Genomic DNA, 25953 nt, shown 5'->3' on the forward strand with positions numbered 1-25953 from the left:
TCACGTCGCGGCCGCCGCGTCCGCTGCGTCGAGGTAGCTCCCGCCGCGTAGCACCTGCTGGATGTCGGTGAACTCCAAGATGCCCTCCGCCCCGCACTCGCGGCCCCAGCCGGAGGCGCCGATGCCGCCGAACGGCTGGGTCAGCGAGATGCCGGCCATGTTGATGGCCACACCGCCCGACCGGATCCGGCGGGCGATGGCGTAGGCCTCGTCGGGGTCGGCGGCGTAGACGGAGGCGGCCAGCCCGAACGGGGTGTCGTTGGCGATCCGGATGCCCTCGTCGATCCCGTCGTAGGCGATGACCGAGGTCACCGGCCCGAAGATCTCCTCGCGGGCCACGCGCATGGTGTTGTCGGCGCCGGCCAGCAGCGTCGGCTCGTAGTACCAGCCACGGTCGAGGTGCTCGGGGCGTCGTCCGCCCACGACCACCTTGGCGCCCTCGTCCTGGGCGAGCGCGACGTACTTCTCGGAGCGGTCGCGGGCACGCTCGACGGCCAGCGGCCCGCGGTCGGACTCGGGGTCGAAGGGGTCGCCGACGCGGATGCTGCTGTAGTGCTCGGCCATGGCCTCGACCACCTCGTCGTAGCGCGAGCGGGGGACGAGGATCCGCGACAGGTTGACGCACACCTGCCCGAGGAACCCGCTGGCCCCCACGCCGAGCGTCGACATGACGTCCTCGACCACCACGTCCTCGGTGAGCAGGGCGGGGGCCTTGCCGCCGAGCTCGAGGGCCGTGCGGGCGAGGCGGTCGGCCGTGCGCTTGACGACGTCGATGCCGATCGCGGTGCCGCCGGTCAGGGCGACCATGCGGATGGCCGGGTGGCTGACCAGGTGCTGGGTGACCTCGGTGCCGGCCGGAACCACGCTGACGACACCCTCGGGGAAGCCGGCCTCGCGGACGGCCTCGGCGACGAGGCGGGCGGTGAGCGGGGACTCGGGGGCGTGCTTGACGACGACGGTGCAGCCGGCCAGCAGGGCCGGGATCACCTTCATGCCCATGAGCACGACGGGGCCGTTGTAGGTGAGGATCGCCAGGACCGGGCCAGTGGGGATGCGCCGGATGACCGCGTCGCCGCGGTCCTCCTCCCAGACCACCTCGTCGGTCGCCATCGTGAGGGCGTGGCGCCACACCATGACGCCGGCGCCGCCGTTGATCATGTCGCCGTGCGCCTTGGGCGCTCCGGCCTCGAAGGTCCAGGCGCGGTTCATCGCGTCCATCCGCGACTCGAGGGCGTCGCACAGGCGGGCGCAGACCGCCACGCGCTCCTCGACGCTCATGCTCGGCCACTCGCCCGCCCCGTTGGCGAACGCACGACCAGCGGCCTCGGCGGCCGCGTCGGCGTCAGCGATGCTGGGGGACACGACGCGGGTGACGACCTCCTCGGAGGACGGCGCGATCACGTCGACCATCTGGCCGTCCGAGGGACGCCACTCGCCTCCGATGAACACCTGGTCGAGCCCGGGGACGTCGACGTCGAAGGTGGGGATGCTCGGTGTTGCCATGTCACTCTCCTGTCTGTTGCCGCCCGCGGCCGCGGGTGCGGTCGCGTGGACGTGCTGGTGTGGAGCCGTCGGAGAGGGACGGGCGGCGGGATCGGCCGGCCCAGGGCAGGACGTCGCGCTCCGGCGACTCGCCCTCGGGGTCGCCCAGCCCGTCGCGGCTGATCCCGATGCGGACGAAGCTCAGCGCGATGCCGAGCTCCTGGGCGGCCTGCCGCCCGGGCTCCGCGCCCAGGGCTCGCGCCTCGGGCACACCACGCGGGACGTCGACCCGGTAGACGGAGCGCTCGCCCACTCCCCCGACCCGGACGGTGAACACGTCCTCAGCCTCGAAGAGCAGGTCGGCGAGCTCGACCGACTGCTCGCGGTCAGCGACCTCGAACTCGGCGACGACGGTGGCCACGTCCCAGCCGTCGAGGACCTCGCGGTCCTCGTCCGGCTGAGGCGGGCGGGTCCCTCCCCCGAGGGCGGGACGCTCGGCCACCAGCTCAGATGTAGGCGACAACGTCGTCGCCCTCGACGACGACTTCGTAGGAGCGGACACGCATCCGGTCGGGGTCGGTCACCGAGCGACCGTCCGTGAGCCGGAACTTGTAGCCGTGCCACGGGCACAGCACCACGCGGTGCTCCTCGGCGTCGCCGCTGTACTCGTAGGTGTGCGGCTCGGAGGGGAGCATGTAGCCCTGGACCCGGCCGAAGCAGAGCGGGGCGCCATGGTGCGGACAGATGTTGCGGATCAGGTGCAGCCGGCCCTGGTCGTTGATGAGGGCGTACGAGCGACCGGCGGCGGTGACCTCCATGTTGGTCCCCGGCACCACGTCGGCCGCGGCCGCGAGGACGTGCCGGGTGCCGCGGCGCTGGGCGGGCTGGGTCGTCATCGCGGCGACCTCACAGACGGTCGCCGTAGACGGCGACCGGGTTGTCGACGCAGATCTTCTGCAGGAGGGCGCGGTCGATGCCGGCGAGCGCGAGCTTGGGGTCGTCGAAGTCCCAGTGCGGGTAGTCGCTGCTGAACAGCAGCGTCTCCTCGGCGTAGACCATCTCGAGCAGCGTGGCGAGGTGCTCACGACGGTGCGGCTCGATCATCGGCTGGGTGGTGAAGCGGACGTTGCGGCGGATGTACTCGCTCGGCGCCTTCTTCAGCCACGGCACCTCGTCGCCGAGACCCTTGCGGTCGCGGTCGAGCTTCCACATGATCTCCGCGGCCCAGGCGAAGCCGCCCTCGCAGATGATGTACATCAGCTCGGGGAACTTCTCGAACACGCCGTGGCAGACCAGGCTCAGCAGGTTGGACTGGTGGATCTGCGCGAGCGCGGTGTGCCACTCGATGTAGTAGGTGGGCGTGCCGGCCATCCGCGGCGCCTGCGCGAACACGTTCTCCGTGCCGCTCGGGTGCACCATGATCGGCAGGCTGTACTTCTGCGCAGCCTCGAAGATCGGGTAGTAGTGCCGGTCGCCGTGCAGGATCGTGTGCAGCGGCAGGAAGATCGAGGTGATGCCCGGGCGGCCCTGCACCCGCTCGATCTCCTTGACGGCGAGCGACGGGTCCTGCGGGGCGACGGCCAGCGCACCCCGGTAGCGCGGGTCGACGGCGAGCCACTGCTCGCACATCCAGTCGTTGTAGGCCGAGGCCACCGTGGCCGCGACGTCGGGGTCGGGGAACGCGCCGATGCCGAAGAGCTGGCCGGCGATCAGGATGCCCTTGTCGATCCCGTGACCGTCGAAGAGCTGCTTGGCCGAGAAGACCGGGTCGGTCGCGGGCGCCTCGCCGTTGTGGACCGCGTCGTCGCGGTAGGCGCCGGCGGAGTTGATGTAGAGGTAGTCCAGCGGGAGCACGTACGACGCCGCGGCGAAGCGGCTGGCCCACGAGGCCTCGCCACCGATGCCGAGCTTTCGCTGCCATGCCTCGGTCATGTACGGCCTGAGGTCGCGCAGGCCGTCCTTGAAGTTGGGGTGGACGTCGCTGTCGATGATCCCGGTGATCCCTCGGGGACCAGTGGGACGCTCGGTCTCGGTCGCGGTCATGTTGCTGCCCTCCAGAGCATCACTTCGTAGTAATGATGATGATGATTACGTGAGATGGGCGTCACGTCAAGAGTCACGCCCTCCCGGCTGGACCGCCCCGCAGTCCCGCCGCGGCGAGGGCGGCGAGGGCGGCCGCGAGCGCGCTGGCCAGGAAGGACGGGCCGTACGCCGCGCCGCCGGCAACCGTCGACGCCGCGACGACGAGCGCGACCTGGGCGCCCGCAGCCGACCCCATGCCTCGCATCAGCGAGTTGACCCCCGCGGCAGCGCCCACGCTGCGTGGAGGGACCGCAGCCATCGCGACGGCAGGGAGCAGCGGGAAGGCCAGGCCGATGCCGATCGCCGCCACCGTCGCGAGGACCAGGACGACGGGCATCGAGCGCGGGAGCACGGCGAGGGCCACCATGGCGGCGGCGCAGAGGACGTTGCCGCGCACGATCGTCGTGACGAACCCGCCCCTCCTGCCGGCCAGCATGCCGACGACGACCATCGAGGCGGCTCCCGGCACCAGGAAGAGGCCAGCCTCGACCGGCCCGAGGCCGTATCCGCCCACCTCGTCCTGGACCAGCTGCGGGACCATCACGAACAGGCCGAACAGCGCCGCGGCGTTGAGCACGGTCGCGGCACAGACGAGGCCGGTGACCGGGCTGGCGAGCACCGAGACGTCGATGAACGGGCTCGGAGAGCGCCGCATCCACCACGCGGTCGTCGCCAGCGCGACCGCCGCCGCGCCCGCCCACAGGAGCGTGGACCGGCCGGTCGGACCCGCGACCCCGACCTCGGTCAGCGCGAGCAGGACGGCGAAGAGCGAGGCTGCCACGAGCATCGCCCCCGGGACGTCCACGGCGCCCTCGGCCTCTCCCCCGCTGTCGGGCGTGCGCCACCACAGCAGGGTCGTGGAGACGACGCCGAGCACGATGCCGGCGGCGAACAGCGTGGTGACGCCGAGGTGCTCGGTCACCAGGCCCCCGACCAGGAAGCCCACGGCCGGGCCCATCGCGACGAACCCCGAGAGCACGGCGATCCGCGAGGCACGCGCGGCCGGCGGTGACAGCTCCTGCAGCGCCGACACCTGGAGGACGTACACCCCGGCCGAGAAGCCCTGGAGGGCGCGGCCGATCGAGACCACGAGCGCGTGGTCGCCCCCGAGAAGGCAGATGGCGGCGCCCACGGCGTACCCCGCGCTGACGGCGATCGTGAGCGGGCGCCTGCCCCACAGGTCACCCAGGCGCCCCACGACCGGCGCCGAGATCGAGGCACCGAGCAGGAAGGCGCTCAGCAGCCACCCGTTGGCCGTCGCCGAGAAGCCCCGCTCCTCCGCGAGCACCGGCAGCGCCGGGATGAGCAGCGTCTGGGTCGACGCCGGCAGCGACACCGCGAAGCAGAACGCCCACAGCGTGCCGCGCCGCATGGGCCGTTCTCCGCTCGAGCGCGTCATCGCACCTCCCGTGCCCTGGGCCCGCCATCGCCGATGCACGCTCGAACGGCCCGGGCACATCGGCGCCTGCCGGGACCGCAGGACGTCCCCGGCCACCAGGGGTGGTGGCCGAGGACGCCCGGGTGCTCAGCGGGTGATCAGCTGGTGCTCTCCAGGCAGGAGGCGACACCGGTCTTGTAGTCGGGGTGGTCGGCCTCGGCCGCGGCCACGGCCTCCTGGTAGGCGCTCAGCACGGCGTCGGCGTCGGCACCGGTGTCGGCAGCGGCGTCCTTCCACTCCTGGAGCACGCCGTCGAAGCCGGCGTCGCGCAGCTTGTCGACCTCCTCCTCCGGCAGCACGTAGAGCTCGGCGCCCGCGTCCTGCACGGCCTGGCACGAGATCTCGTCGAACTGCGCGTCGAACTCGGCGATCTTGCCCGGCACCTCGGCGTTGACCTCCTCGATGACCGCGCGCTGGTCGTCGGAGAGCGAGTCCCACAGCTCCTGGCTCATCGAGAGCGCGTTGGCGCTGGCCACGCCCATGCCCGTGTCGGTGAAGCTGCCCACGACCTCGGGATACTTCAGCGGGCCGACGAAGCCGAACGGCACGCCGTAGACCCCGTCGAGGAGTCCGCGGTCGAGCGAGCCGTAGACGTCGGCGAGCTCCATGTTGATGATGTTGGCCCCGGCCGCGCCCATGACCTTGGAGCTGCGGTCGTTGCCGCGGATGCGGATGCCCTCGAGGTCGGCCACGCTCTCGACCGGGTCCTTGGTGCCGAGAGCGCTGGAGCCGCCGATGGCCCAGGCCAGCGGGCGCAGGCCCTTGGCCGCGAACTCGCCGGCGACCGGGCCGTCCTCGTCGGAGGCCAGCTCGGCCATCGCGGCGGAGACGGCGGGCGAGTTCGAGCTCTGGAACGGCAGCTCGTGCACGCTCGTGACCGGGAAGGTGGTGGTGTAGAGCGTCGGCATCACCTGCGAGACGTCGACCCGGCCGTCGGTCAGGCTCTCGACGATGTCGGGGCCCTTGACGAGCGTGCCGTCCCAGTAGGCGTCGAAGGTGAGCGAGCCGTCGGAGCGCTCCTCGACCTCCTGCATCCACCAGGCCCAGACCTGGCCGATCGGCGTCTTCTCGCCGGTGTGGTAGCCGAAGCTCAGGGTGCGCGACTCGTCGGCGGACTCGCCGTCCCCGTTGCCGTCGCTGTCACCGCCGCACGCGGCAAGGCCGGCCGAGAGCGCGAGGGCTCCGACGACCGCGGCGATGCGCGTCCTGCGGGTGGTCGTCCGAGGTGCCATGAGGTCTCCTTCGTCAACGCCTGCCTGGATACAGGCCGTGATAATGATGATGATGATAGGGCGTTATAGTGATCATGTGTCAAGGGTCACAACGGACCGGTACAGGCCGGTCGGAGGAGGCGACGAAGCATGCTGAACACCCACGACTGGACCCCGGTGACGGTGACCTCCGCCCGGAAGGTCGCCGACGGCGTGCTCGAGCTCCGCCTCGCGCACCCGGACGGCAAGCCCCTTCCCGACTGGGAGCCCGGCGCGCACGTCGAGGTCGAGACGACGGCCGGCATCCGGCAGTACTCCCTCTGCGGCGACCACGCGGGCGACTACGTCATCGCCGTCCTCGACGAGCCACAGGGGCGCGGCGGCTCACGTGTCCTGCACGAGTCGGCGGTGGTCGGCGGCCAGCTGCGGATCCGCGGCCCGCGCAACCACTTCCACCTCGCCGACGACGCGGACCACTACGTGCTGATCGCGGGGGGCATCGGCATCACCCCGATCAAGGCCATGGCCCAGCACCTCGCCGCCACGGGTCGGTCGTGGCAGCTGCACTACGGCGGCCGCACCGCCGCCACCATGGCGTACGTCGACGAGGTGCGGGCGCTCGACCCCGACCTGGTGTCCGTGCGAGCGCAGGACGCCGACGGGATGCTCGACCTCGCAGCGATCCTGGCCGACGCCGACGCAGGCACCGTCGTCTACTGCTGCGGACCGCCCGGCCTGCTCGACGCGGCCGCGGCCGCGGTCGCGGACTCGGCGGCGCGCGAGCTGCGGGTGGAGCGGTTCACCGCTGCGACGCCCGTGGTCGCCGACCCGGCCGCCGAGGAGGCGGCGGGCGAGGAGACGTTCGTCGTGGAGCTCGCCGCGAGCGGCCTCGAGGTGGAGGTCGGCCCGGGGCAGAGCATCCTGGAGGCGGTCCGCGACCACCTCCCCGACGTCATGTCGTCCTGCGAGGACGGCTACTGCGGGACCTGCGAGACCAGCGTCATCGACGGCGTCCCGCTGCACCGCGACACCGTCCTGTCGCCGTCGGAGCAGGAGTCCAACGAGACGATGATGATCTGCGTCGGCCGCTCCTGCAGCAAGCGGCTGGTGCTCGACCTCTAGGTGCACCGATCCGTCGGGTCCGCGCGTCCTGACGGCAACGACACGACGCCGACCGGGCGGAGGCCCGGTCGGCGTCGCGTGCCGCTCACCTCGGGACGGGTCCCAGGTGGACGTTGCCGCCGTCGACCGTCAGGACGGTCCCGGTGACCCATCCGGCGGCGTCCGAGCCGAGGTAGACCGCGGCCCGGGCGACGTCGTCCGGTGACCCGAGTCGGCCCAGCGGAACGGCCTCGGCACGTCGTTCGAGTGCCTCCTCGAGGCCCTCGTCGCCGTGGCGTTGGCGGAAGGCGTCCTCGACCAGCGGGGTGACGATCGTGCCCGGGGCGATGACGTTGACCTTGATGTCGTCGGGGGCGTACTCCCGGGCGAGCTGGCGCCCGAGGGCCACCACGCCGCCCTTGGCGGCGGCGTAGGCCGGGATGTTGGGCAGCCCCACGAGGCCCGCGATGCTCGCGATGAGCACGATGCTGCCGGCCCGCTGCTCCACGAGGTGGGGAAGCGCCGCGCGCACCGTCAGGAAGGCGCCGGTGAGGTTGACCGAGATGACCCGCGACCAGGCGTCGAGGGAGATCTCGTGCGCCCTGCCCTCGCCGGGGATGCCCGCGTTGGCCACCACGACGTCCAGGCCGCCGAGCTCGCGCAGCGCGAGCGCCACGGCCTCCGCGCAGTCGGCCTCCGACGTCACGTCGCCGACGTGGGCGACCGCCCGGCCCCCCGACCCGGCGATCGCCTCCACGGTGCCCCGCACGCCGGGGGCGTCGCGGTCGCTGCACACGACCGCGGCGCCCTCGGCGGCGTAGGTGGTCGCGATGGCGCGACCGAGTCCGGAGCCGGCACCCGTGACCAGCGCGACCCTTCCGGCGAGCTGGCCCGGGGCCGGGCTCACTTCGCCTGCGCCGGCAGCCACGTGACGATCTCCGGGAACGCCACGATCAGGAGCACGACCACCATCTCGGCGATGATGAACGGCACGACACCCCGGAAGACCGACTCGACCCGAGCCTTCTTCACGACGCCCGAGATCATGTAGACGTTGAGCCCGAACGGCGGCGTGAGCAGGCCGATCTCGATCATCTTGACCGCGATGATGCCGTACCAGAGCCCGTCGAACCCGAGCGAGGTGATGATCGGGTAGGTCAGCGGCATCGTCAGCAGCAGGATCGACATGCCGTCGATCAGCGCGCCGAGGATCAGCAGCACCAGCAGGATGATGGCCAGGACGACGAACTTGTTGACGTCGAGCCCGACGATCCACTGCGTGAGGTCCTGCGGGATCCGCGTCGTGACCAGGAACAGGGTGAACACCGACCCGGCGATGATCAGCACCATGAGCATGGCGGTGTTGGCCGCCGTCTCCTTCAGGGCCGAGGTCAGTCCGCGCCAGATGCCCGCCTCGGTGCCGCGACCGCGGATGAGGAGCACCATCAGCGAGAGCAGGGCGCCGACGGCACCCGCTTCGGTCTCGGTGAAGAAGCCGCCATAGATGCCGCCGAGGACGGCACCGGCGATGAGCGCGATGTAGAGCATCGACTCGATCTCGCGACCGCTGATGAACGGGGTCTTGCCGTCCGTGCGGTTGGAGGGCAGCACCTCCTCCTCGCGCAGCTCGCCCACGGGCGAGGAGGCCGGGGCGTCGAGGACGTCGACGCCCGTGGACGCGGTGCCTGAGCCGCCCGAGCCACCGGCGCCGACGGTGACGAGCTCGGACGCGACGTCCTGCTCGGCGCGGTTGTTGGGGCGGTTGGCGGTGATGGCGACCGTGACGATGTAGGCCAGGGCGGTGAGGATGCCGGGGATGACGGCCGCGAGCAGCAGCTGGCCGACCGACTCGTTGGTGAGGATGCCGTAGATCACCAGCACGATGCTCGGCGGGATCAGGACGCCGAGGGTGCCGGACGCGGCCACGATGCTGGCGGCGTAGGCCACCTTGTAGCCGTGGCGGGTCATCTCGGTGACGCACATGCGGCCCAGGGTGACGACGGCCGCGGCGCTGGAGCCGGTGACGGCGGAGAAGCCGGCGGCGGAGAGGACGGTGGCGATGCCGAGCCCGCCCGGGAGGCGTCGCGTGACGCGTGCGGCGAAGTCGAAGATATGCGCCAGGATCCCGGCATTGGCGACGAAGACGCCCATCAGGATGAACATCGGGATCACCACCAGCGAATAGCTGCTGGTGGCCTGGTAGGCCGCGGAGGAGAGCGTGGCGGCGGTGCGCTCGAAGCCGGCGTTCATCAGCAGACCGCTGATGCTGGCCGTCAGGAGCGCGGCGGCGACGGGGGCCTCGGCCATCAGCATCACGCCGAAGATGGCCAGGGAGATGAGGACGATCAGTTCGGGGCTCATGCGTGCGTCGCCTCCAGAACGATCTCGTCCTCGATCTCCTCGAAGTCCTCACCGGACTTCAGGGCCCGCAGGTCGTCGACCAACCGGAGGCCGACGTTCAGGGCGAACAGCCCGAAGCCCAACGGGACCAGCACCTGCGCGGGCCAGGTCGGGTAGGCGACGAAGCCCGGCGTCACGTCGTGGTTCTCGATGGCGGCGATCGCGCGCTCGAGCGACTCCCAGGCCACCCAGGCGAGCACGACGACCGAGACGAGCGATCCCGCCCCACGGAACAGGAGCGCGGGGACGCGCGGCATGCGGGACGTGACCATCGAGGTCCGCACGTGCACACCGATCTGCTCGGCATAGCCCATGCCGAGGGCGGAGGCCGCGAGCAGGAGCAACGGCGCCACCTCGATGACGCCCTGGATCGACCTGTCGGTCAACAACCTGCGGACCACGTCGGCGACGGTGAGCGCCATGATGGCCGCGATGGCCACCGCTCCCACTGCCGCGACGGCTGCGGTGAAACGTTCCACCACACTTCGGATCATTGCTGCGTCCTCTCGTGAGTCGGTCCGGTGACGCTCGTCCCGAGGGGGACGTCGACGACTCGGGCCAGATGTTCCCCGATGACCTGGGCGGCGCCAGCCGCCTGTCTCGTGGCTTGGGCGCCGGCCAGGGCGGTCGCCACGTCCGGGTATGCGGCGATGCGGACGACGTCCGCGGTGACGGGGAACCGGCCCTCGTGGAGGGCGTGGTCGGCCACGATGGCCCCGGAGCCCGGTCCTCCCGAGCTCCCCACCAGACGGTCGGCGAGGCCGTCCGGTGTCGTGCTCGCCTCGGCGGCGAGCAGCGTCAGCACCTGGATCGCCGACCCGGGGGCGAGGTCGTCGCCTCCGGCGTCCGGGCGCCAGGTGCCGACCACGCCGCGGAAGCGGGTCTTGTCGACGAACTCCTTCTCGTCGTCCTGCACCGAGTCGAGGAACTCCTCGGAGGCGAAGGCGGCATCCATGGCGTCGGCGTCGTCGAAGCGCAGCGCCGAGCAGGCGTCGAAGCCCGGATAGGGCAGCAGCGGCTCGCCGTCCTCGAGGACGGCGTGGAACTGCTGGTAGCGCCGCAGCCCGGGCATGCGGGAGACCACGTCCGCGTGGCTGGTGCGCCAGTGCCGCTGGAAGCCCTCGAAGTCGAGGCCCTCGATGCGCGGCGCGGTGCCGAGACGCACGATCATGCGCGTGCCTCCTCGACGTGGCGCACGGCGGCGAGGATCGCCTCGGCCGTCGCGTGGGGCTGCTGGTCGGGGAAGAAGTGACCGCCCGGCACGGTGGCCGGGTGGACGCTCGCGCACCGCTTGCGCCACTCGGCCTCGATGTCGAAGAGGTCCTTGAGCAGGCCGTCGGCACCCCAGACCGGGAACGTCGGCACCGCGAGCTCGACGTGGAGGTCGGCCTCGTCGTGCTCGAGGTCGATGGTCGCGCCGGCGCGGTAGTCGGAGCAGGAGGCGCGGATCATCTCGGGGTCACGCCAGGCGGCGCGGTACGAGGCGAGCTGCTCGGCACCGAAGCCCTCCTCGATCCCCACGCCACCGTTGGTGACCAGGCAGTTCTCAAAGTAGTAGTCGGGGTCGCCGCCGATGAGCCGCTCCGGGAACGGCGCCGGCAGGGGCAGGAAGTACCACTGCCAGAAGCGGGCCGCGCGAGCCCGGTCGACGCCGTCGTACATCGCCCAGGTGGGCACGACGTCGCACGGCACGAGCGCACGGACGCGCTCGGGGGCGTCGAGCGCCATCCGGTGCGCCACCCGGCCGCCGCGGTCGTGGCCGGCGACGACGAAGCGCTCGTGACCGAGCTCGGTCATCAGCGCGAGCTGGTCGGCCGCCATGGAGCGGAAGGAGTAGGTCTCGCCCTCCCCCTCGGGCTTGGAGGAGCTGCCGTAGCCGCGCAGGTCGGCGCACACGACCGTGCAGTCGTCGGCGAGCAGGGCGGCGACGTCGGCCCACTGGGCCAGCGTCTGCGGGTAGCCGTGCAGCAGCAGCACCGCCGGGCCGGACCCGCCCTCCATCGCGTTGATGTGGATCGGGCCGACATCGACCGATCGATCGGTGAAACCTTCGAACATGCAGTCACGCCTTCTCGTCCTCGGGGACCGCGGTAGAAACACTGCGGGAAGAGCCCGTGCCTAATCTGATAATGGTGACTATAGTCTTGCTGTGGGACTCATCACAACAACACCGAGCCCACAGAATCGACACCCCCAGGGCAGGCGTCAGCAGCCGTGCCCACGAACGTCAGGAAGCAGATGAAGAAGTTCCGAGGCGCGTCCTGCGCAGCCCTCCTCTCGACCGCAGCCCTGGTCCTGTCCGCGTGCGGCGGCGGCGACGACGCAGCTGCCGACGGGGAGGAGCGCACGCTGACCTTCAGCTACATGGCCGGCGAGGCGACGCCGATCGGCGAGGTCTGGACGTGGTGGATGGACGAGGTCGAGGAGCGCTCTGAGGGGTCGCTCACCTTCGACCGGTTCTGGGACGCGACCCTGCTGGGCGCCACCGAGACGATGGAGGGCCTCAACGACGGCCGCGCCGACGTCGCCCAGGTGCTTCCCACCGTCTACGCCGGCCGCTTCCCGCTGAGCAGCGTCGGCGAGCTGCCGTTCGAGAGCTCCAGCCCCGCCGCGGTCTCGCAGGCGCTCGGCGAGCTCGGCAGCGAGGACGGCAGCCCCCTCAACGAGGAGTGGGCCGACCACGGTCTGGTCCCGCTCGCCTGGTCCATCGGCGCGTCCAGCGCGCTGGCCACCAACGAGCCCATCGAGACCGCCGCGGACCTCAAGGGCCTGCGCCTGCGGGCCAACGACCGCGGCAGCAAGGTCCTCGCGTCGGTGGGGGCCAACCTGATCAACATCGAGCTCGCCGAGATCTACGGCTCGATGGACCGCGGCCTGGTCGACGGCATCTACGGCATCCCGTTCAGCTTCACCGGCCCGCTGAAGTACCCCGAGGTCGCCGACCACTTCACCGACCTCGGCATCGGCGTCTCGACGGTCAACGCACTCTCCATGAGCCAGAAGACGTGGGACTCCCTCACCGACGAGCAGCGCGAGGTCATCGCGGAGGTCAACGCCGAGGTGCCCGCGAAGATCTCCGAGGTCGAGACGGCGTGGAACGACTCCTCGTGCGAGGCGGTCAAGGCCGAGGGCGACACCGCCTCCGTCCTCCCCGCGGCCGAGGCGGACAAGATCCGCGACGCCGGCAAGGAGGAGGTCGACGCGGAGTGGCGCGACCAGGTGAGCGAGGCCGGCGGTGACCCGGAGGCCTTCTACGACTCCTACCGCGAGACCCTCGAGGCCGCCGAGGCGGACAACCCGGGCGTCGAGACCGGCGTGGCCGTCTGCGCAGCAGGCTGAGCCGACCACACACCGAGAAGGCCCCGACCACCACTGGTGGTCGGGGCCTTCTGCGCGTCGGGTGCGGGCCGGGCGGTCAGGACCGCGACGGCACGTCCCAGCGTGCCGGCAGCGTGCTGCGGCCCCACAGCATGAAGGGCTCGATGCGCTCGGGCGTCCCGGCCAGGGTGAGGCCGGGCAGGCGCTGCGCCACCTGGCGCAGGGCGATCGTGCCCTCGAGCCGGGACAGCGCGGCGCCGAGGCACACGTGGATCCCGTGGCCGAAGGCCAGGTGCGCGCGCAGCTCCTGGCGGTCACGGTCGAGCGAGAACACGTCCGGGTCGGCGAACGCCCGCTCGTCGCGGTTGGCCGAGCCGAAGTGGAGCATCACCTTGGCCCCCTCCGGGATCACCTCGCCGTGCCGCTCGACCGGGCACGTGGTCGTGCGGAAGAGTCCCAGCACCGGGGCGTCGTGGCGCAGGCTCTCCTCGACCGCGACCTCGGCGAGCGACGGGTCGGCCGCGACCCGCGCCATCAGCGCCGGGTCCTCCATCAGGCGGAGCAGGACGTTGGTGATGAGCGACGTCGTGGTCTCGTTGCCTCCGACCAGGAGCTGGCGCACGACGTTGACGACGTCCTCGTCGCGGAGCCGCTCGCCGTCCTCCTCCGCGACGACCAGCGCCGAGATGAGGTCGTCGGGCAGCTCGCCGCCGGACTCCTCGATCGCGCGCCGCTCGTGCACCGCCTCGAGGATGTAGGCGCGCATCGAGGCGATCTCGCCCTGGTACGGCGTGGGGTCGGCCGCCGACATCGCAGCGACCCACGCATCGGACCAGCCCTTGAAGCGGAGCCGGTCGGACTCAGGGACACCGAGCATCTCGGCGATGACGATGGTCGGCAGCGGGAACGCGAGGTGCTCGTGCAGGTCGCCCTCGCCGCGGTCGGCGAAGCCGTCGAGCAGCTCGGAGACGATCTGCTCGATCCGGCCCTCCATCTCCCGCACCGCACGCGCTGTGAACGCCTTGCTCACCAGCCGCCGGAAGAAGGTGTGCGTCGGGGGGTCCGACTTCATCCCGCGCTCCTCGGTGAAGTGCGGGCCCTGGCCGTAGCGGCTGGAGAAGGTCTCGACGTCCTTGAGGGCGTCGAGGACGTCCTCGTGGCGCGAGAGCGTGTAGAAGGGCGGGTCGAAGCCGTCGAAGTGGTGCACCGGGCACCCCTCGCGGAGGGGGGCGGTCGCGCCCATCGGGTCGGCCAGGGCGTCGGGGCTGAGCGGGTCGTAGGTCATCGGGTCCTGAGGGGTCCGGGTGGCGTGGCGGGTCGTCGGGTGGTCATCGGCGCTGGTGTCGGCCGGTGCGCCGCTCATCCGGCGTCGGCGCAGCGCTGGACCCCGGTCTGGAAGGTCGGGTGGTCGGACTCGGCCGCCTCGAGCTTCTCGCGGTACTGGGCGTAGAACGCCTCGGGGTCGCCGCCGGCCTCCTCGACCTCGGCCTCCCAGGCCGCGAGGACACCCGCCTTGCCGGCCTGCTCGATCTTGGCCGACTCCTTCGGGTCGAGCACGTGGACGGTGTCGCCGGCCTCCTTCACGGCCTCGCAGGACGACTCGTCCCAACGCTGCTCGATCTCCGCGATCTTCTCCGGCACCCCCGCGCTCACGTCGGTGATGACCTGCTGCTGCTCGGGCGTCAGCGACGCCCAGGTGTCCTCGTTGACGGCGAGCCCGTTGACGGTGGAGATGCCGATGCCCAGGTCGGTGAAGTGGTCGGCGACCTCGGGGTACTTCAACGGGCCGGAGAAGCTGAACGGGATGCCGTAGATGCCGTCGACCAGGCCGCGGTCCATCGAGCCGTAGATCTCGGCGAGCTCGATGTTGATCAGGTTGGCGCCGACGGGCTCCAGCACGCGGCTGCCGCGGTCGTTGGCCCGCAGGCGCAGGCCCTTGAGGTCCTCGACCGCCTCGATCGGCTCGTTGGTGGCCAGCGCGCTCGACGCGCCCACCGACCAGGCGAGCGGGATGAGCGAGTGTCCGGCCCACTCCTCGGCCAGCGGGCTGCCCTCCTCGCGTCCGAGCTCGCCCAGCGTCTGGGCGATCGCCGCGGCGTTGGACGTCTCGAACGGCAGCTCGCCGACGCTGGTGAGCGGGAACTGGCCGGCGTAGACCGTCGGGAGGACCTGCCCGATGTCGGCGCGGCCGTCGTTGAGGCCCTGCAGCGTCTCGCTGGACTTCAGGAGGGTGGCGTCCCAGTAGCGGTCGAAGGTGAGCTCGCCGTCGGTGCCCTTCTCGATCTCGTCGAGCCACCAGGCCCACAGCTCACCGATCGGGGTCTGCTCGCCCACCATCATCGTGAACGTCAGGGTCCGCTGGTCGGCGGCCTCGGCGTCGCCGCTGTCGGATCCCCCACACCCGGCGAGGAGGAGGGTGGCAGCGCCCAGGGCGGCGGTGACGGAGGTACGAAGGCTGCGGGATCGTCTCAACGGTCTGTCCTCGGGTCTCGGGGTGACGAACGGGCGGAGGCCTGTGACAGTCCTCACATCATGACTAATGGTAATCACGATTATCAGCCTTGGGTCAAGGGTCCGGACGCGAAGAGGGCGCCACCCCGGCTGGGGTGGCGCCCTCCCGTGCGCTGGTCAGCTCGTCACGGTGCGACGAGGGGCGTGGTGTAGGTGCCGTCGAACGCCCGCGCGGCCTTGCGCTGCAGCAGGCCCCAGGTGAGGTTGAGGTAGTCGGCCTTCTCCAGCAGGGCCTCCACGGCGAGGGCGTGGTCCGCCGGCATCTCCGGAGCGTCGGCCGGGGCCGTGACGTCGAGGCGCGCGACGTAGTCGAGCGTACTGTGCAGGGCCGCGGCCTCCGCGATGTCGGCGCCCATGGTGATCGAGCCGTGCCACGGGATGATGATGCAGACGTCGCCGTCCTTCATCGCGGGCGCGATCGACTTGATCTCGTCGTCCGGCGCCAGCGCGGTGCGGCCGCGGAAGTAGGTCGCCATGTTGTGCAGGACGCGCGGCTCGCGGCCGAGCGCGGCCTGGGCGGTGATCCAGAAGCCGTGCGTGTGCACGATCGCGTTGACGTCCGGTCGCAGCATGTAGATGCCGTGGTGGAAGTCGATGCCCGGGCTGACCACGACGTCCGGGTCGGCGGAGCGGCCCTGGAAGTCGAGCAGCACGATGTCCTCGAGGTCCATCTCCTCGAAGGTCTTGCTGAGCCGGTTGGTCCAGTACAGCTCCTCGCCGGGGATCCGGACGCTGACGTGACCGCCGATGCCCGTGCCCAGGCCCTGCGCGGCCATCGCGCGACATGCCGCGAGGACCTGATCGCGCTGCTCTTCATAGGCCATGACTGACATTCCTTTCATCGTGATGCGTGGGTGTCGCCGACGACCTGCCGGCGAGGAAGCGTTGGGTGGGGGGTCACGAGGCCGTGCGCCCGACGACCAGGTCGGGGCCGGCGGAGTCGAAGGATGCCTGACCCGTGAGCATCATGGCCGCGTCGAGCTCGCCCGCCAGGACGTCGACGGCCCGTCGCGCGCCCGCGGCGCCGGCCACGGCGAGGCCCCAGACGATCGGGCGGCCGACCAGGCAGGCGGTCGCCCCGAGGGCGCGGGCCTTGAGGACGTCACTCCCCCGGCGCACGCCGCTGTCGAGGTAGACCTCGGCCTGGTCGCCCACGGCGTCGACGACCTGCGGCAGCACGTCGAGGGTCGCCGGGGCCTGGTCGAGCTGGCGACCGCCGTGGTTGGACACCACGACCCCCTGGGCGCCGAGGTCGACGGCGCGCACGGCGTCGTCGGCGCGGAGGAGTCCCTTGACGATGAGGGGCCCGTCCCAGCGCTGCCTCAGCGAGCGCAGGTCGTCCCACGACGCGGAGGGATCGAACTGGCTGTCCACGTAGGACGCGACGCGCACCGCGTCGTCGCCCAGGCCGGAGATGTTCGCGGCCGTGACGCGCGAGTGCTTGAGGAGGTCGCGGGTCCAGCGGGGGTGCCGCACCCCGTCGACCACCGACCGCGGCGTCAGGCGCGGGGGGACGGTGAAGCGGTGGCGACGGTCGCGGCGGCGGTCCGAGGACCGCGGCACGTCGACGGTCACGACCAGCGCCTCGTACTCGGACTCGCGCGCCCGCGCCAGCAGGCCGTCGACGATCGAGGCGTCGCGCCAGAGGTAGGTCTGGAACCAGAGACGACCCCTCGGGGCGGCCTCGCGGACCTCCTCGATCGTGTAGGACGACATCCCCGCCAGCGTGTAGATCGACCCGGAGTCCTGCATCGCCCGGGCCAGCCCGGCCTCCCCGTCGAGGTGGACCAGGCCGCACAGACCGGTCGGCGCACCGATCACTGGCACCTCGACCCGCGTGCCGAGCACGGTCGTCGAGCGGTCGACGTCGCTCACGTCGACCAGGTAGCGAGGCGACAGCGCGAGCCGGTCGAAGGCCTCGAGGTTGCGGCGCATGGTGACCTCGTCGGAGGCACCGCCGTCGACGAAGTCGAAGATCACGCGGGGGGTGGCGCGGCGCGCCGCCTCGCGGATCTCGGCCACCGAGCCGAGCCGCTCCAGCCGCGTACGACGCCGCAGCTCGCCGTCGCGCGCCCGGGCGAGCGCATCCACGAGCTGCCCACGCGCCACGGAGACGAGGTCGTGCACGTGCGCTCCTCACGGTCGCGAGACAGGGCTGCCGCCCGGACGACAAAAACTGTTATAACAGTACACATGAAAGCGTACGAGGCGCTAGCCGCCCAGCTCGTCCAGCTCGGGACGACCGATGTCTTCGGCCTGATGGGAGACGGCAACCTCAAGCTGATCCCGACGTTGACCGACACCCACGGGGTGCGCGTCCACTCCGCGCGGCACGAGGCGGGCGCGGTGGCGATGGCCGACGGCTTCGCGCGCAGCAGCGGGCGCGTGGGGGTCTGCACCGTGACCCAGGGCCCCGGCCTGACCAACGCCCTGACGGCGCTGATCACGGCCCACCGCGGTCGTACGCCCCTCGTCGCGCTGGTGGGCGACACCCCGCTCGGAGTCCGGGGCCTGCCCCAGGACATCGACCAGGCCCCGCTCATCGCCGCCGCGGGGCTCACCCACGCCCCGTTCGCGCCGGAAACCGCCCACGCCGACCTCGCCCGTGCCTGGCGCACGGCCCTCGACACCCGCCGACCGGTCGTGCTGACCCTGCCGACCGACGTGCAGGAGCTCGAGGCGGGCGACAGCGTGTGCCCCCTGCCGCCCAGCACCCGCGCCGCCGTGGCGCCCCCGTCGCTCGAGGCCGCCGCGGCCGCGCTCGAGTCGGCGAAGCGGCCCGTGGTGGTCGCCGGCCGGGGTGCGCTCGAGGCCGGCGCGCGCGACGACGTGGTGGCGCTGGCCGACCACGTCGGAGCGGTGCTCGCCACGTCGTTGCCCCTCAACGGCTGGTTCGCCGGCCACCCCTTCGCCGCCGGCATCGCCGGCGGCTTCGCGCACCGGGAGATGCGCGAACTGCTGGGCGAGGCGGACGTCGTCGTGGCGCTCGGCGCCTCGCTCAACCACTTCACGACCCGGGGCGGCGGCCTGTTCGCACCCGACGCGACGATCGTCCAGGTCGACGAGGACCCCGAGGCCCACGGCCGCTACACCCGCTTCGACGTGGCCGTCGTCGGTGACGCCGGCGCCACTGCCCGCGAGCTGCGCAGCCTGGTGTCGTCCGGCGAGCGCTTCCGCACGGACGACGTCCGCGAGCGCATCGCCCGGGGCGCCCGGCCCGACCCCGACGCCAGCGACGAGGCCGGTCTCGATCCCCGCCTCGTGGCACGGACCCTGGCCGCCTCCCTCCCCGCGGGGTCGGCGCTGGCGGTGGACGGCGGGCACTTCATGGGGTTCCCGTCCATGGACATCCCGGTCAGCCGCCCGGCCGACTACGTGTTCAGCCTCGACTTCGGCTCCATCGGCCTCGGCCTCGCCGCGGCCGTCGGCGCGGCGGTGGCCGACCCCACGCGCACCGTGGTCGCCGCGGTGGGCGACGGCGGGCTGCTGATGAGCCTCGGCGAGCTGGACACCGTGGCCCGCAGCGGACTCCCCATCGTCGTCGCCGTCTTCAACGACGCCGCCTACGGCGCCGAGCTGCACTTCCTGCGGATGTCCGGCCTCCCCACCGACCTGAGCCAGTTCCCCACCACCGCGCCGCTCGCGCCCGTCGCCGAGGCGCTCGGCATCTCGTCGATGACCGTGGACGACGCCGCGAGCCTCGACGCCGCCCGCGCGCTGATCGCCGGCGGCACGACCGAGCCGACGCTGATCGACTTCCGGGTCACCGACTCGGTGCGCGCCGCCTGGCTGGAGGAGGCCTTCAACCGCGGCACCCACTGAGGTCGGGCGCGTGCCGCCGCCCCGTCCCGGCGGCGGCACCTCGACCCCGGACCACCCCAACGTGTGTTGCTCGCGCCCGCGTCGCGAGCAACCGTGAGGGACATGTCCAAGCGCATCGCATTCCTGACCGCGACCGAAGGCGTCGAGGAGGTCGAGCTCACCCAGCCGTGGCAGGCCGCGACCGACGCCGGCCACACCGCCGACCTGGTCTCCACCGAGGAGGGCGAGGTGCAGCTCTTCCAGCACCTCGACAAGTCGAGCACCCAGCGGGTCGACCGTCGCGTCTCCGACGTGGCCGTCGCCGACTACGACGCCCTGGTCCTGCCCGGAGGGGTCGCCAACCCCGACGCCCTCCGCATGGATGAGGGGGCGGTGGCCTTCGTCCGCGACTTCGTCGACTCCGGCAAGCCCGTCGCCGCCATCTGCCACGCCGCGTGGACCCTCGTCGAGGCCGACCGCGTGCAGGGCAAGCGGGTCGCCAGCTGGCCGAGCCTGCAGACCGACATCCGCAACGGCGGGGGCGAGTGGGTCGACGAGGAGGTCGTCGTCGACGGCAACCTCATCACCAGCCGCAACCCCGACGACATCCCGGCCTTCTCCAAGGCACTGCTCGACGCCCTCGGCTGAGTCTCACTCCACCAGCCATCGCCCCAGCAGGGTCCCGTCCTGCTCGAGCAGCAGCGCGGGGCGCAGGCGCACGTCGACCGCTGCGCCGGCGGCGATGCGTACGGCGTCGCCGCCGGTCAGCACGGGTACGACGGTCCAGCACAGCTCGTCGACCACCCCCGCGGCCAGCAGGTCCGCGAACAGCGACGGCCCGCCCTCGCACAGCTGCTCGGTCCAGCCCCGCTCCGCCAGCGCGGCCTTGAGCGCCACCAGGTCGATCTCCTCCTCCCCGAGCACCAGCACGCAGTCGTCACCGAGCTGCTCGCGCGCCCGCGCCAGCCCGTCGGAGGAGGCCACGGTCGCGATCAGCACCCGCCCGGGCGGCGCCCCCGCCAGGCTCGGCAGCACGTCGGCTGAGCGGCTGACCACGACGATCGGCACCCGCGGGACGTCGTACTCCTCCTCGCGCACGGTCCCGGCCCCGACCACGAGGCAGTGCGCCCGCCGCCGCAGGGCGTCGAAGACCCGCTTGTCGGCGGCGTTGTTGATCGTGCCGCTGAGCCCGTCGGAGCCGGTGGCCGCGCCGTCCACGGTGCTGACGAAGTTGACCCGCAGCCACGGCTCGCGGAGCGGCGCGTAGGCGGCCGCCAGCTCGTCGTCGGTCAGGTCGGCCAGTCGCTGCAGCTCGAGGGGCTCGGTCACGGCCTTCATCCTGCCGCCTACCCTGACAAGGGTGATCACCCTTGCGGACCTGGCCACCCTGCACGCCGAGCACGCCGGTGCCTGGGACAGCCCCGTGGCACCGGTGGTCCTCGACGGTCCCCGGGGGCCGGTGTCGATCGGCGACGGCGCCGTCACGCTGATGGGCTGCATCAACCTCTCGCGCGACTCCACCTACCGCGAGAGCGTCGCCACCAGCCCCGCCGACGCCGTGCGCATGGGCCGCATCCAGGCCGCCCAGGGCGCTGCCGTGATCGACCTCGGCGCCGAGTCGAGCAACGCCGGCACGGCGCGGGTGACGCCCGCCGAGCAGATCGCCGGCCTCGTGCCCGCGGTGAAGGAGCTCGCGGCCGAGGCGGTCGTCTCGGTCGAGACCTACGAGCCCGAGGTGGTCCGGGCGTGCCTCGACGCCGGGGCCCGGGTCCTCAACATGACCGGCCGCGAGCACGAGGACCGGATGCTCGCCCTCGCCGCGGAGTACGACGCCGCCGTCATCATGTGCTTCGGCACCACCGCCAACGTGCGCGAGGTCGACGACGTGCCCCCCGACGCCGACCCGATGCCGGTGCTGCTCGACCACTTCGCGCCCCGGCTCGAGCACGCCCGTTCGCTCGGGGTGGACAAGGTCGTCGTCGACCCCGGCATGGGCTTCTACTACGGCAACCTCGTCGACCCGATCACCCGCGCCCGTCACCAGGCGCGGGTGCTGGCCCAGACCTTCCGCCTGCGCCCCCTCGGCGTGCCCGCGTGCAACGCGCTGCCGCACACCTTCGACCTGTTCGGCGACGAGTTCCGCAAGGCCGAGGGCTTCTACGGCGTCCTCGCCGCGCTCGGTGGCGCCCACCTGCTCCGGGTCCACGAGGTCGCCCACCTGCGGGTGGTGCTGCGGGCGATGGCGGAGCTCGAGGTCCGCTGACCCGACCGCCACCGCGAAGGCAGTTGGGGAGCCGGTCGCCGCCGACCACGCTCACGCCACGAGCGCGTGGCGCCCAACTGCCTGCATGGTGCGCCACCTCACCACGTCCTCGAGCGCCGCGCGGACGTCGTCCGGGCTGAACATGACGTCGGCCCAGGAGAACCGGAGCACCACGAGCCCCGCCCGCGCCGCCGCGGTGTAGCGGTCGACGTCACGCTGGAGCCCCGCCCTGGTCCAGTGGTGCTCGAACGACTCGGCCTCCACCACGATCCCCAGCACGCGGTCGAGCAGGTCGACGAAGCCCACGCCCGGCACGCGACCCTGCGGGACGACGTCGAGGCCAGCCACCGTCATCGCGATGACGTGCAAGCAGGTCTCGAACGGGTTGGCCCGCCGCGCGTCGGCTGCCCGGGCGACCCGAAGCGCCTTCGCGCGACCGGTGCGCGGGCTGCGCGCGGCCGCGGTCAGGAGGTCGTCGCGGTCGACGACTCCCTCCCGGAGCGCCGAGTCGGCCACGCACAGCGCGACGTCGAAGTCGTACGCGCGAGCACAGTCGATCACCGTGCGCGTGCGGGAGGTGACCTTGCGACGCACCTCGCGCTCGGAGAGGTCGGCCCAGTGCAGCTCGTAGGCGCCGGCCGGCTTGCGGGCACTGCGCGGCACGGTGATGCACGCCCGCAGCGGCTCGTGCTTCAGCTTCCACCCGAACTCCTGAGCCGCGCTCAGGTGCGAAGCGGTGCCGCCCGTGCGCGCGACCGCGAGCCTGGTGGCGTCGACATCGGTCAGGCAGTAGCGGTTGTGGCGCGGCTTGTGGATCCGGCCCGCGGCCAGCGCGGCGCGCAGCTGCGACCGGCTCGTGAGGGCGAGCACCTCCCCCAGCGTGACCACGCCACCGAGCTCACGCAGCGCGACGACCGGGTCCATGGCCACGACACTGACACCGACGACCGGTTCCCCGCGCGGCTCATCCACAGCCACCGTGCAGGCAGTTCGCCGCCGGCAGTCGACCGGTCACGCTCAGCGCAGCGCCCCCGCGGTCGAACTGCCTGCAGGGTGGTCAGCCGGCGTAGCCCTGCGGGTTCTGCGACTGCCACCGCCACGTGTCGGCGGCCATCTCGTCGACCGACTTCGTCGTGCTCCAGCCGAGCTCGCGGTTGGCCTTGGAGGGGTCGGCGTAGGAGACCGCGACGTCGCCGGGGCGCCGGGCGACGATCTCGTGGGGCAGATCGCGACCGACCGCCCGCTCGAAGGCGTGCAGCAGCTCCAGGACACTCGTGCCGTGGCCGGAGCCGAGGTTCCAGACGTTGACGCCGTCGCTCGTGGTGGCGAGCGCCTCGAGGGCGGCGATGTGGCCGGCGGCGAGGTCCTCGACGTGGATGTAGTCGCGCACCCCGGTGCCGTCGGGGGTGTCGTAGTCGTCGCCGAAGACGAGCAGCTTGTCGCGCTTGCCGACCGCGACCTGGGCGATGAAGGGCATCAGGTTGTTGGGCGTGCCCGAGGGGTCCTCGCCGATCGTGCCCGACTCGTGCGCGCCGACGGGGTTGAAGTAGCGCAGCAGGGCGAAGCGCATCTGCGGCGCTGCCACAGCGACGTCGCGCAGGATCTGCTCCTGCATCACCTTGGTCCAGCCGTAGGGGTTGGTGGCGAAGGTGCGGCGGTCCTCTGTGGCGCCGGCCTGGTCGGTGCCGTAGACGGTGGCGCTGGAGGAGAACACCAGCTTGTCCACGCCGTGGCGCTGCATCGCGCGCACGAGCGAGAACGTCGAGCCGAGGTTGTTCTCGTAGTAGTCGAGGGGCTTCTCGACGCTCTCGCCCACCGCCTTGTAGCCGGCGAAGTGGATCACCGCGTCGAACCCCTCGGCCGCGAAGAGGTGCTCGGTCTTGTCGCGGTCGCACAGGTCGAAGGAGTGCAGCGTCAGCGCCGTGCCGGTGAGCGACTCCATCCGGCCGAGCACGGTCGGGTGGGCGTTGCTGAAGTTGTCGACGATGACCACGTCGTGACCTGCAGCGACGAGCTGGACGACGGTGTGCGAGCCGATGTAGCCGGCGCCGCCGCTGACGAGGATCTTCATGCCGCCACCCTAACGAGACTCGTGCTGACACAATGCCGGGCATGCCCAGCGCTCTCATCACCGGCATCACCGGCCAGGACGGCCTCTACCTCGCCGAGCTGCTGCTCGAGAAGGGGTACGACGTCCACGGGCTCATCCGCGGCCAGAACAACCCGCGCCGCGCCCTGGTCGAGAACCTCGTCCCCGACGTGCGGCTGCACAACGGCGACCTGACCGACCTGTCCAGCCTGATGCGGGCGATGCGCGACTCCGAGCCTGACGAGGTCTACAACCTCGGCGCCATCTCGTTCGTGGCCTACTCCTGGGAGAACGCCTTCGTCACCAGCGACGTCACCGGCATGGGCGTGCTCAACATGCTCGAGGCGGTGCGCCTGCACGCCGGCGACGACCCGGGGTCCATCCGCTTCTACCAGGCCTCGAGCTCGGAGATGTTCGGCAAGGTGCAGGAGGTCCCGCAGTCGGAGACCACCCTGCTGTGGCCGCGCTCGCCCTACGGCGTGAGCAAGGTCTACGGCCACTACATGACGATCAACTACCGCGAGTCCTACGGCATGCACGCCTCCTCGGGCATCCTGTTCAACCACGAGTCGCCGCGCCGCGGACCCGAGTTCGTGACCCGCAAGATCAGCCAGGCGGTCGCCCGGATCCACCTCGGCCAGCAGGACACGATGGCCCTCGGCAACCTCGACGCGCGGCGCGACTGGGGCTACGCCGGCGACTACGTCGAGGCGATGTGGCGCATGCTCCAGCAGGACACCGCCGACGACTACGTCATCGCCACCGGCGAGACCTGGTCGATCCGCGACTTCCTCGACCTCGCCTTCGCCCACGTCGGCATCGACGACTGGGCCAAGCACGTCACCCAGGACCCCCGCTTCATGCGCCCGGCCGAGGTGGAGCTGCTCATCGGCGACGCCGGCAAGGCCAAGGAGAAGCTCGGCTGGACGCCCAGCGTCTCGTTCGCCGAGCTGGTGGCGAGGATGGTCGAGGCGGACATCGCGGCCGCGAAGGCGGGCTGGTGACCGCAGTCGCCCTCATCACCGGCATCGGCGGGCAGGACGGCACCTACCTCGCCGAGCGCCTGGTGGCCGACGGCCTCGAGGTGCACGCGCTGGTCCTGGCGGCCGACACCCACCCGGAGCACTGCCCGGCCGAGGTGGTGCTGCACACCGGCGACCTCGCCGACGTGGAGGGCACCCGGCGGCTGGTGCGCGAGGTGGCGCCGCGCGAGGTCTACAACCTCGCCGCGATCAGCTCGGTCGCCCAGTCGTGGGAGGAGCCCGACCGCACCGCGCAGGTCAACGGGCTGGCGGCGGTGGCACTGATGGAGTCGGCGCGCCAGGTCGACGGCGTACGCCTGGTGCAGGCCTCCAGCGCCGAGATCTTCGGCGAGGCCGCCGAGTCGCCCCAGACCGAGGACACCCCGGTGGCGCCGGTCAACCCCTACGGCGCCGCGAAGGCCTACGCCCACCTGTCCGCGCGCGTCTACCGCCAGCGCGACCTGCACGTCTCGAGCGCGATCCTCTACAACCACGAGTCGCCGCGCCGGCACCCGCGGTTCGTGACCCGCAAGATCACCTCGACGGTGGCCGCCATCGCGCGCGGCGAGGCCGACGAGCTGGTCCTCGGCAACGTCGACGTGCGCCGTGACTGGGGCTGGGCCCCCGATTACGTCGACGCCATGGTGCGCGCCGCCCGCGCCGACGAGCCCGGCGACTACGTGGTCGCGACCGGCACGGCCCACTCGGTGCGTGACTTCGTGGCCGCCGCCTTCGCCGCCGCCGGCATCGACGACTGGGAGCCGCTGGTGCGCCAGGACGCCGCGTTCTTCCGCCCCGCCGACCCGACCGAGCTCGTCGGCGACGCCAGCCGGGCGCGCGAGGAGCTGGGGTGGGCGCCGACGGTCGACTTCGCCGAGATCGTGCGCCGCATGGTCGCCACCGACCTCGCCTGACCGACCGTCGAGTCGGCGCATCCTGGCCCCTGACACCGTCGAGTCGGCGCATCCTGACCCCCTGACACCGTCGAGTCGGCGCATCCTGACCCCCTGACACCGTCGAGTCGGCGCATCCTGGCCCCCTGACACCGTCGAGTCGGCGCAAGATGGTCCGGGGGCGCCGACTCGACGCGACTTCCTCGCGAGGATGCCCCGACTCGGCGCGACTTCCGCGCGAGGATGCGCCGACTCGACGCGACTTCCGCGCGAGGATGCGCCGACTCGACGCGACTTCCGCGCGAGGATGCGCCGACTCGGCGCGATTTCGGGGCGAGGATG

General features: G+C 72.0%; 25 protein-coding genes. 7 read left to right on the forward strand and 18 right to left on the reverse strand.

Annotated elements, in window-relative coordinates; genetic code table 11:
- The 6 genes from AC4H2S_RS00410 to AC4H2S_RS00435 form a co-directional block, all read right to left on the reverse strand.
- Entirely contained in the window at positions 1-1503 is a 1503-nt protein-coding gene (locus AC4H2S_RS00410; protein ID WP_491494981.1) for an aldehyde dehydrogenase family protein, read from the reverse strand.
- Between the two features lies 1 nt (position 1504).
- The gene (locus AC4H2S_RS00415; RefSeq protein WP_491494982.1) at positions 1505-1984 is read right to left on the reverse strand and encodes a hypothetical protein; all 480 of its coding nucleotides are present in this window, start codon (positions 1982-1984) and stop codon (positions 1505-1507) included.
- Between the two features lie 4 nt (positions 1985-1988).
- The gene (locus AC4H2S_RS00420; protein WP_491494983.1) at positions 1989-2378 is read right to left on the reverse strand and encodes a Rieske (2Fe-2S) protein; all 390 of its coding nucleotides are present in this window, start codon (positions 2376-2378) and stop codon (positions 1989-1991) included.
- 10 nt (positions 2379-2388) lie between these two features.
- A complete protein-coding gene (locus AC4H2S_RS00425; protein WP_491494984.1) occupies positions 2389-3525 on the reverse strand; it encodes an amidohydrolase family protein in 1137 nt (378 codons plus the stop codon).
- Positions 3526-3598: 73 nt separating this feature from the next.
- The gene (locus AC4H2S_RS00430) at positions 3599-4936 is read right to left on the reverse strand and encodes an MFS transporter (protein WP_491494985.1); all 1338 of its coding nucleotides are present in this window, start codon (positions 4934-4936) and stop codon (positions 3599-3601) included.
- Positions 4937-5100: 164 nt separating this feature from the next.
- Positions 5101-6234 carry a TRAP transporter substrate-binding protein gene (locus tag AC4H2S_RS00435; RefSeq protein WP_491494986.1) on the reverse strand — a complete coding sequence of 378 codons (1134 nt, stop codon included), beginning with the start codon at positions 6232-6234 and terminating at the stop codon, positions 5101-5103.
- Between the two features lie 129 nt (positions 6235-6363).
- On the opposite strand from AC4H2S_RS00435, the gene AC4H2S_RS00440 reads away from it, so the two are divergent.
- Complete coding sequence (locus tag AC4H2S_RS00440) at positions 6364-7335, forward strand: PDR/VanB family oxidoreductase (protein WP_491494987.1); 972 nt, start codon at positions 6364-6366, stop codon at positions 7333-7335.
- A gap of 85 nt (positions 7336-7420) precedes the next feature.
- Here the strand turns inward: AC4H2S_RS00440 and AC4H2S_RS00445 are convergent, their stop codons facing one another.
- The 5 genes from AC4H2S_RS00445 to AC4H2S_RS00465 are packed head-to-tail and all read right to left on the reverse strand — an operon-like array spanning position 7421 to position 11772.
- Positions 7421-8242, reverse strand: coding sequence for an SDR family NAD(P)-dependent oxidoreductase (locus tag AC4H2S_RS00445; RefSeq protein ID WP_491494988.1), 822 nt, complete (start codon positions 8240-8242; stop codon positions 7421-7423).
- Positions 8218-9675 (reverse strand): TRAP transporter large permease, encoded by a 1458-nt coding sequence (locus AC4H2S_RS00450; RefSeq protein ID WP_491494989.1) that lies wholly within the window; start codon positions 9673-9675, stop codon positions 8218-8220. Before AC4H2S_RS00450 ends, AC4H2S_RS00445 begins: the two co-directional genes overlap by 25 nt.
- A complete protein-coding gene (locus AC4H2S_RS00455) occupies positions 9672-10193 on the reverse strand; it encodes a TRAP transporter small permease (protein ID WP_491494990.1) in 522 nt (173 codons plus the stop codon). The genes AC4H2S_RS00450 and AC4H2S_RS00455 overlap by 4 nt, the downstream gene beginning before the upstream one ends.
- 11 nt (positions 10194-10204) lie before the next feature.
- Entirely contained in the window at positions 10205-10885 is a 681-nt protein-coding gene (locus tag AC4H2S_RS00460) for an EthD family reductase (protein ID WP_491494991.1), read from the reverse strand.
- Positions 10882-11772 (reverse strand): alpha/beta fold hydrolase, encoded by an 891-nt coding sequence (locus AC4H2S_RS00465; RefSeq protein ID WP_491494992.1) that lies wholly within the window; start codon positions 11770-11772, stop codon positions 10882-10884. The genes AC4H2S_RS00460 and AC4H2S_RS00465 overlap by 4 nt, the downstream gene beginning before the upstream one ends.
- Positions 11773-11952: 180 nt before the next feature.
- On the opposite strand from AC4H2S_RS00465, the gene AC4H2S_RS00470 reads away from it, so the two are divergent.
- Positions 11953-13053 carry a TRAP transporter substrate-binding protein gene (locus AC4H2S_RS00470; RefSeq protein ID WP_491494993.1) on the forward strand — a complete coding sequence of 367 codons (1101 nt, stop codon included), beginning with the start codon at positions 11953-11955 and terminating at the stop codon, positions 13051-13053.
- Positions 13054-13129: 76 nt separating this feature from the next.
- Here the strand turns inward: AC4H2S_RS00470 and AC4H2S_RS00475 are convergent, their stop codons facing one another.
- The 4 genes from AC4H2S_RS00475 to AC4H2S_RS00490 all read right to left on the reverse strand — a co-directional run bounded on the left by AC4H2S_RS00475 (position 13130) and on the right by AC4H2S_RS00490 (position 17670).
- Complete coding sequence (locus AC4H2S_RS00475; RefSeq protein ID WP_491494994.1) at positions 13130-14395, reverse strand: cytochrome P450; 1266 nt, start codon at positions 14393-14395, stop codon at positions 13130-13132.
- Positions 14392-15504 carry a TRAP transporter substrate-binding protein DctP gene (dctP, locus tag AC4H2S_RS00480; RefSeq protein ID WP_491494995.1) on the reverse strand — a complete coding sequence of 371 codons (1113 nt, stop codon included), beginning with the start codon at positions 15502-15504 and terminating at the stop codon, positions 14392-14394. Before dctP ends, AC4H2S_RS00475 begins: the two co-directional genes overlap by 4 nt.
- Before the next feature lie 164 nt (positions 15505-15668).
- A complete protein-coding gene (locus AC4H2S_RS00485) occupies positions 15669-16367 on the reverse strand; it encodes a class II aldolase/adducin family protein (protein WP_491494996.1) in 699 nt (232 codons plus the stop codon).
- A gap of 73 nt (positions 16368-16440) precedes the next feature.
- Complete coding sequence (locus tag AC4H2S_RS00490) at positions 16441-17670, reverse strand: alpha-hydroxy acid oxidase (RefSeq protein ID WP_491494997.1); 1230 nt, start codon at positions 17668-17670, stop codon at positions 16441-16443.
- A 66-nt stretch (positions 17671-17736) separates the two neighbouring features.
- On the opposite strand from AC4H2S_RS00490, the gene AC4H2S_RS00495 reads away from it, so the two are divergent.
- Complete coding sequence (locus tag AC4H2S_RS00495; protein WP_491494998.1) at positions 17737-19365, forward strand: thiamine pyrophosphate-binding protein; 1629 nt, start codon at positions 17737-17739, stop codon at positions 19363-19365.
- A 102-nt stretch (positions 19366-19467) separates the two neighbouring features.
- Positions 19468-19992, forward strand: coding sequence for a type 1 glutamine amidotransferase domain-containing protein (locus AC4H2S_RS00500; protein WP_491494999.1), 525 nt, complete (start codon positions 19468-19470; stop codon positions 19990-19992).
- 3 nt (positions 19993-19995) lie between these two features.
- Here AC4H2S_RS00500 and AC4H2S_RS00505 read toward each other — a convergent pair whose 3' ends face one another.
- Positions 19996-20673, reverse strand: coding sequence for a dihydrofolate reductase family protein (locus AC4H2S_RS00505; protein ID WP_491495000.1), 678 nt, complete (start codon positions 20671-20673; stop codon positions 19996-19998).
- Positions 20674-20704: 31 nt separating this feature from the next.
- Between AC4H2S_RS00505 and AC4H2S_RS00510 the strand changes: the two genes are divergently transcribed.
- Positions 20705-21607 carry a dihydropteroate synthase gene (locus tag AC4H2S_RS00510; protein WP_491495001.1) on the forward strand — a complete coding sequence of 301 codons (903 nt, stop codon included), beginning with the start codon at positions 20705-20707 and terminating at the stop codon, positions 21605-21607.
- Between the two features lie 51 nt (positions 21608-21658).
- On the opposite strand, the gene AC4H2S_RS00515 is transcribed toward AC4H2S_RS00510, so the two are convergent.
- Together AC4H2S_RS00515 and galE are read right to left on the reverse strand one after the other, a co-directional pair.
- Positions 21659-22531 (reverse strand): hypothetical protein, encoded by an 873-nt coding sequence (locus AC4H2S_RS00515; protein ID WP_491495002.1) that lies wholly within the window; start codon positions 22529-22531, stop codon positions 21659-21661.
- A gap of 133 nt (positions 22532-22664) precedes the next feature.
- Entirely contained in the window at positions 22665-23678 is a 1014-nt protein-coding gene (gene galE / locus AC4H2S_RS00520) for a UDP-glucose 4-epimerase GalE (protein WP_491495003.1), read from the reverse strand.
- A gap of 41 nt (positions 23679-23719) precedes the next feature.
- On the opposite strand from galE, the gene gmd reads away from it, so the two are divergent.
- Positions 23720-24700: a GDP-mannose 4,6-dehydratase gene (gene gmd, locus AC4H2S_RS00525; protein ID WP_491495004.1), complete on the forward strand. Its 981-nt coding sequence runs from the start codon at positions 23720-23722 to the stop codon at positions 24698-24700.
- Positions 24697-25632 carry a GDP-mannose 4,6-dehydratase gene (locus tag AC4H2S_RS00530; protein WP_491495005.1) on the forward strand — a complete coding sequence of 312 codons (936 nt, stop codon included), beginning with the start codon at positions 24697-24699 and terminating at the stop codon, positions 25630-25632. Before gmd ends, AC4H2S_RS00530 begins: the two co-directional genes overlap by 4 nt.
- The last annotated feature ends 321 nt before the right edge of the window (positions 25633-25953 follow it).

It is taken from the genome of Nocardioides sp. Z13_37 (assembly GCF_058355585.1).

What these genes read in the sequence shown, in the direction of transcription:
- AC4H2S_RS00410 (WP_491494981.1), bottom strand. Translation starts at nt 1,503, where the DNA reads ATGGCAACACCGAGCATCCCCACCTTCGACGTCGACGTCCCCGGGCTC.
- AC4H2S_RS00420 (WP_491494983.1), bottom strand. Translation starts at nt 2,378, where the DNA reads ATGACGACCCAGCCCGCCCAGCGCCGCGGCACCCGGCACGTCCTCGCG.
- AC4H2S_RS00425 (WP_491494984.1), bottom strand. Translation starts at nt 3,525, where the DNA reads ATGACCGCGACCGAGACCGAGCGTCCCACTGGTCCCCGAGGGATCACC.
- AC4H2S_RS00430 (WP_491494985.1), bottom strand. Translation starts at nt 4,936, where the DNA reads ATGCGGCGCGGCACGCTGTGGGCGTTCTGCTTCGCGGTGTCGCTGCCG.
- AC4H2S_RS00435 (WP_491494986.1), bottom strand. Translation starts at nt 6,234, where the DNA reads ATGGCACCTCGGACGACCACCCGCAGGACGCGCATCGCCGCGGTCGTC.
- AC4H2S_RS00440 (WP_491494987.1), top strand. Translation starts at nt 6,364, where the DNA reads ATGCTGAACACCCACGACTGGACCCCGGTGACGGTGACCTCCGCCCGG.
- AC4H2S_RS00450 (WP_491494989.1), bottom strand. Translation starts at nt 9,675, where the DNA reads ATGAGCCCCGAACTGATCGTCCTCATCTCCCTGGCCATCTTCGGCGTG.
- AC4H2S_RS00460 (WP_491494991.1), bottom strand. Translation starts at nt 10,885, where the DNA reads ATGATCGTGCGTCTCGGCACCGCGCCGCGCATCGAGGGCCTCGACTTC.
- AC4H2S_RS00465 (WP_491494992.1), bottom strand. Translation starts at nt 11,772, where the DNA reads ATGTTCGAAGGTTTCACCGATCGATCGGTCGATGTCGGCCCGATCCAC.
- AC4H2S_RS00470 (WP_491494993.1), top strand. Translation starts at nt 11,953, where the DNA reads ATGAAGAAGTTCCGAGGCGCGTCCTGCGCAGCCCTCCTCTCGACCGCA.
- AC4H2S_RS00475 (WP_491494994.1), bottom strand. Translation starts at nt 14,395, where the DNA reads ATGAGCGGCGCACCGGCCGACACCAGCGCCGATGACCACCCGACGACC.
- AC4H2S_RS00485 (WP_491494996.1), bottom strand. Translation starts at nt 16,367, where the DNA reads ATGGCCTATGAAGAGCAGCGCGATCAGGTCCTCGCGGCATGTCGCGCG.
- AC4H2S_RS00495 (WP_491494998.1), top strand. Translation starts at nt 17,737, where the DNA reads ATGAAAGCGTACGAGGCGCTAGCCGCCCAGCTCGTCCAGCTCGGGACG.
- AC4H2S_RS00500 (WP_491494999.1), top strand. Translation starts at nt 19,468, where the DNA reads ATGTCCAAGCGCATCGCATTCCTGACCGCGACCGAAGGCGTCGAGGAG.
- AC4H2S_RS00515 (WP_491495002.1), bottom strand. Translation starts at nt 22,531, where the DNA reads ATGGACCCGGTCGTCGCGCTGCGTGAGCTCGGTGGCGTGGTCACGCTG.
- galE (WP_491495003.1), bottom strand. Translation starts at nt 23,678, where the DNA reads ATGAAGATCCTCGTCAGCGGCGGCGCCGGCTACATCGGCTCGCACACC.
- gmd (WP_491495004.1), top strand. Translation starts at nt 23,720, where the DNA reads ATGCCCAGCGCTCTCATCACCGGCATCACCGGCCAGGACGGCCTCTAC.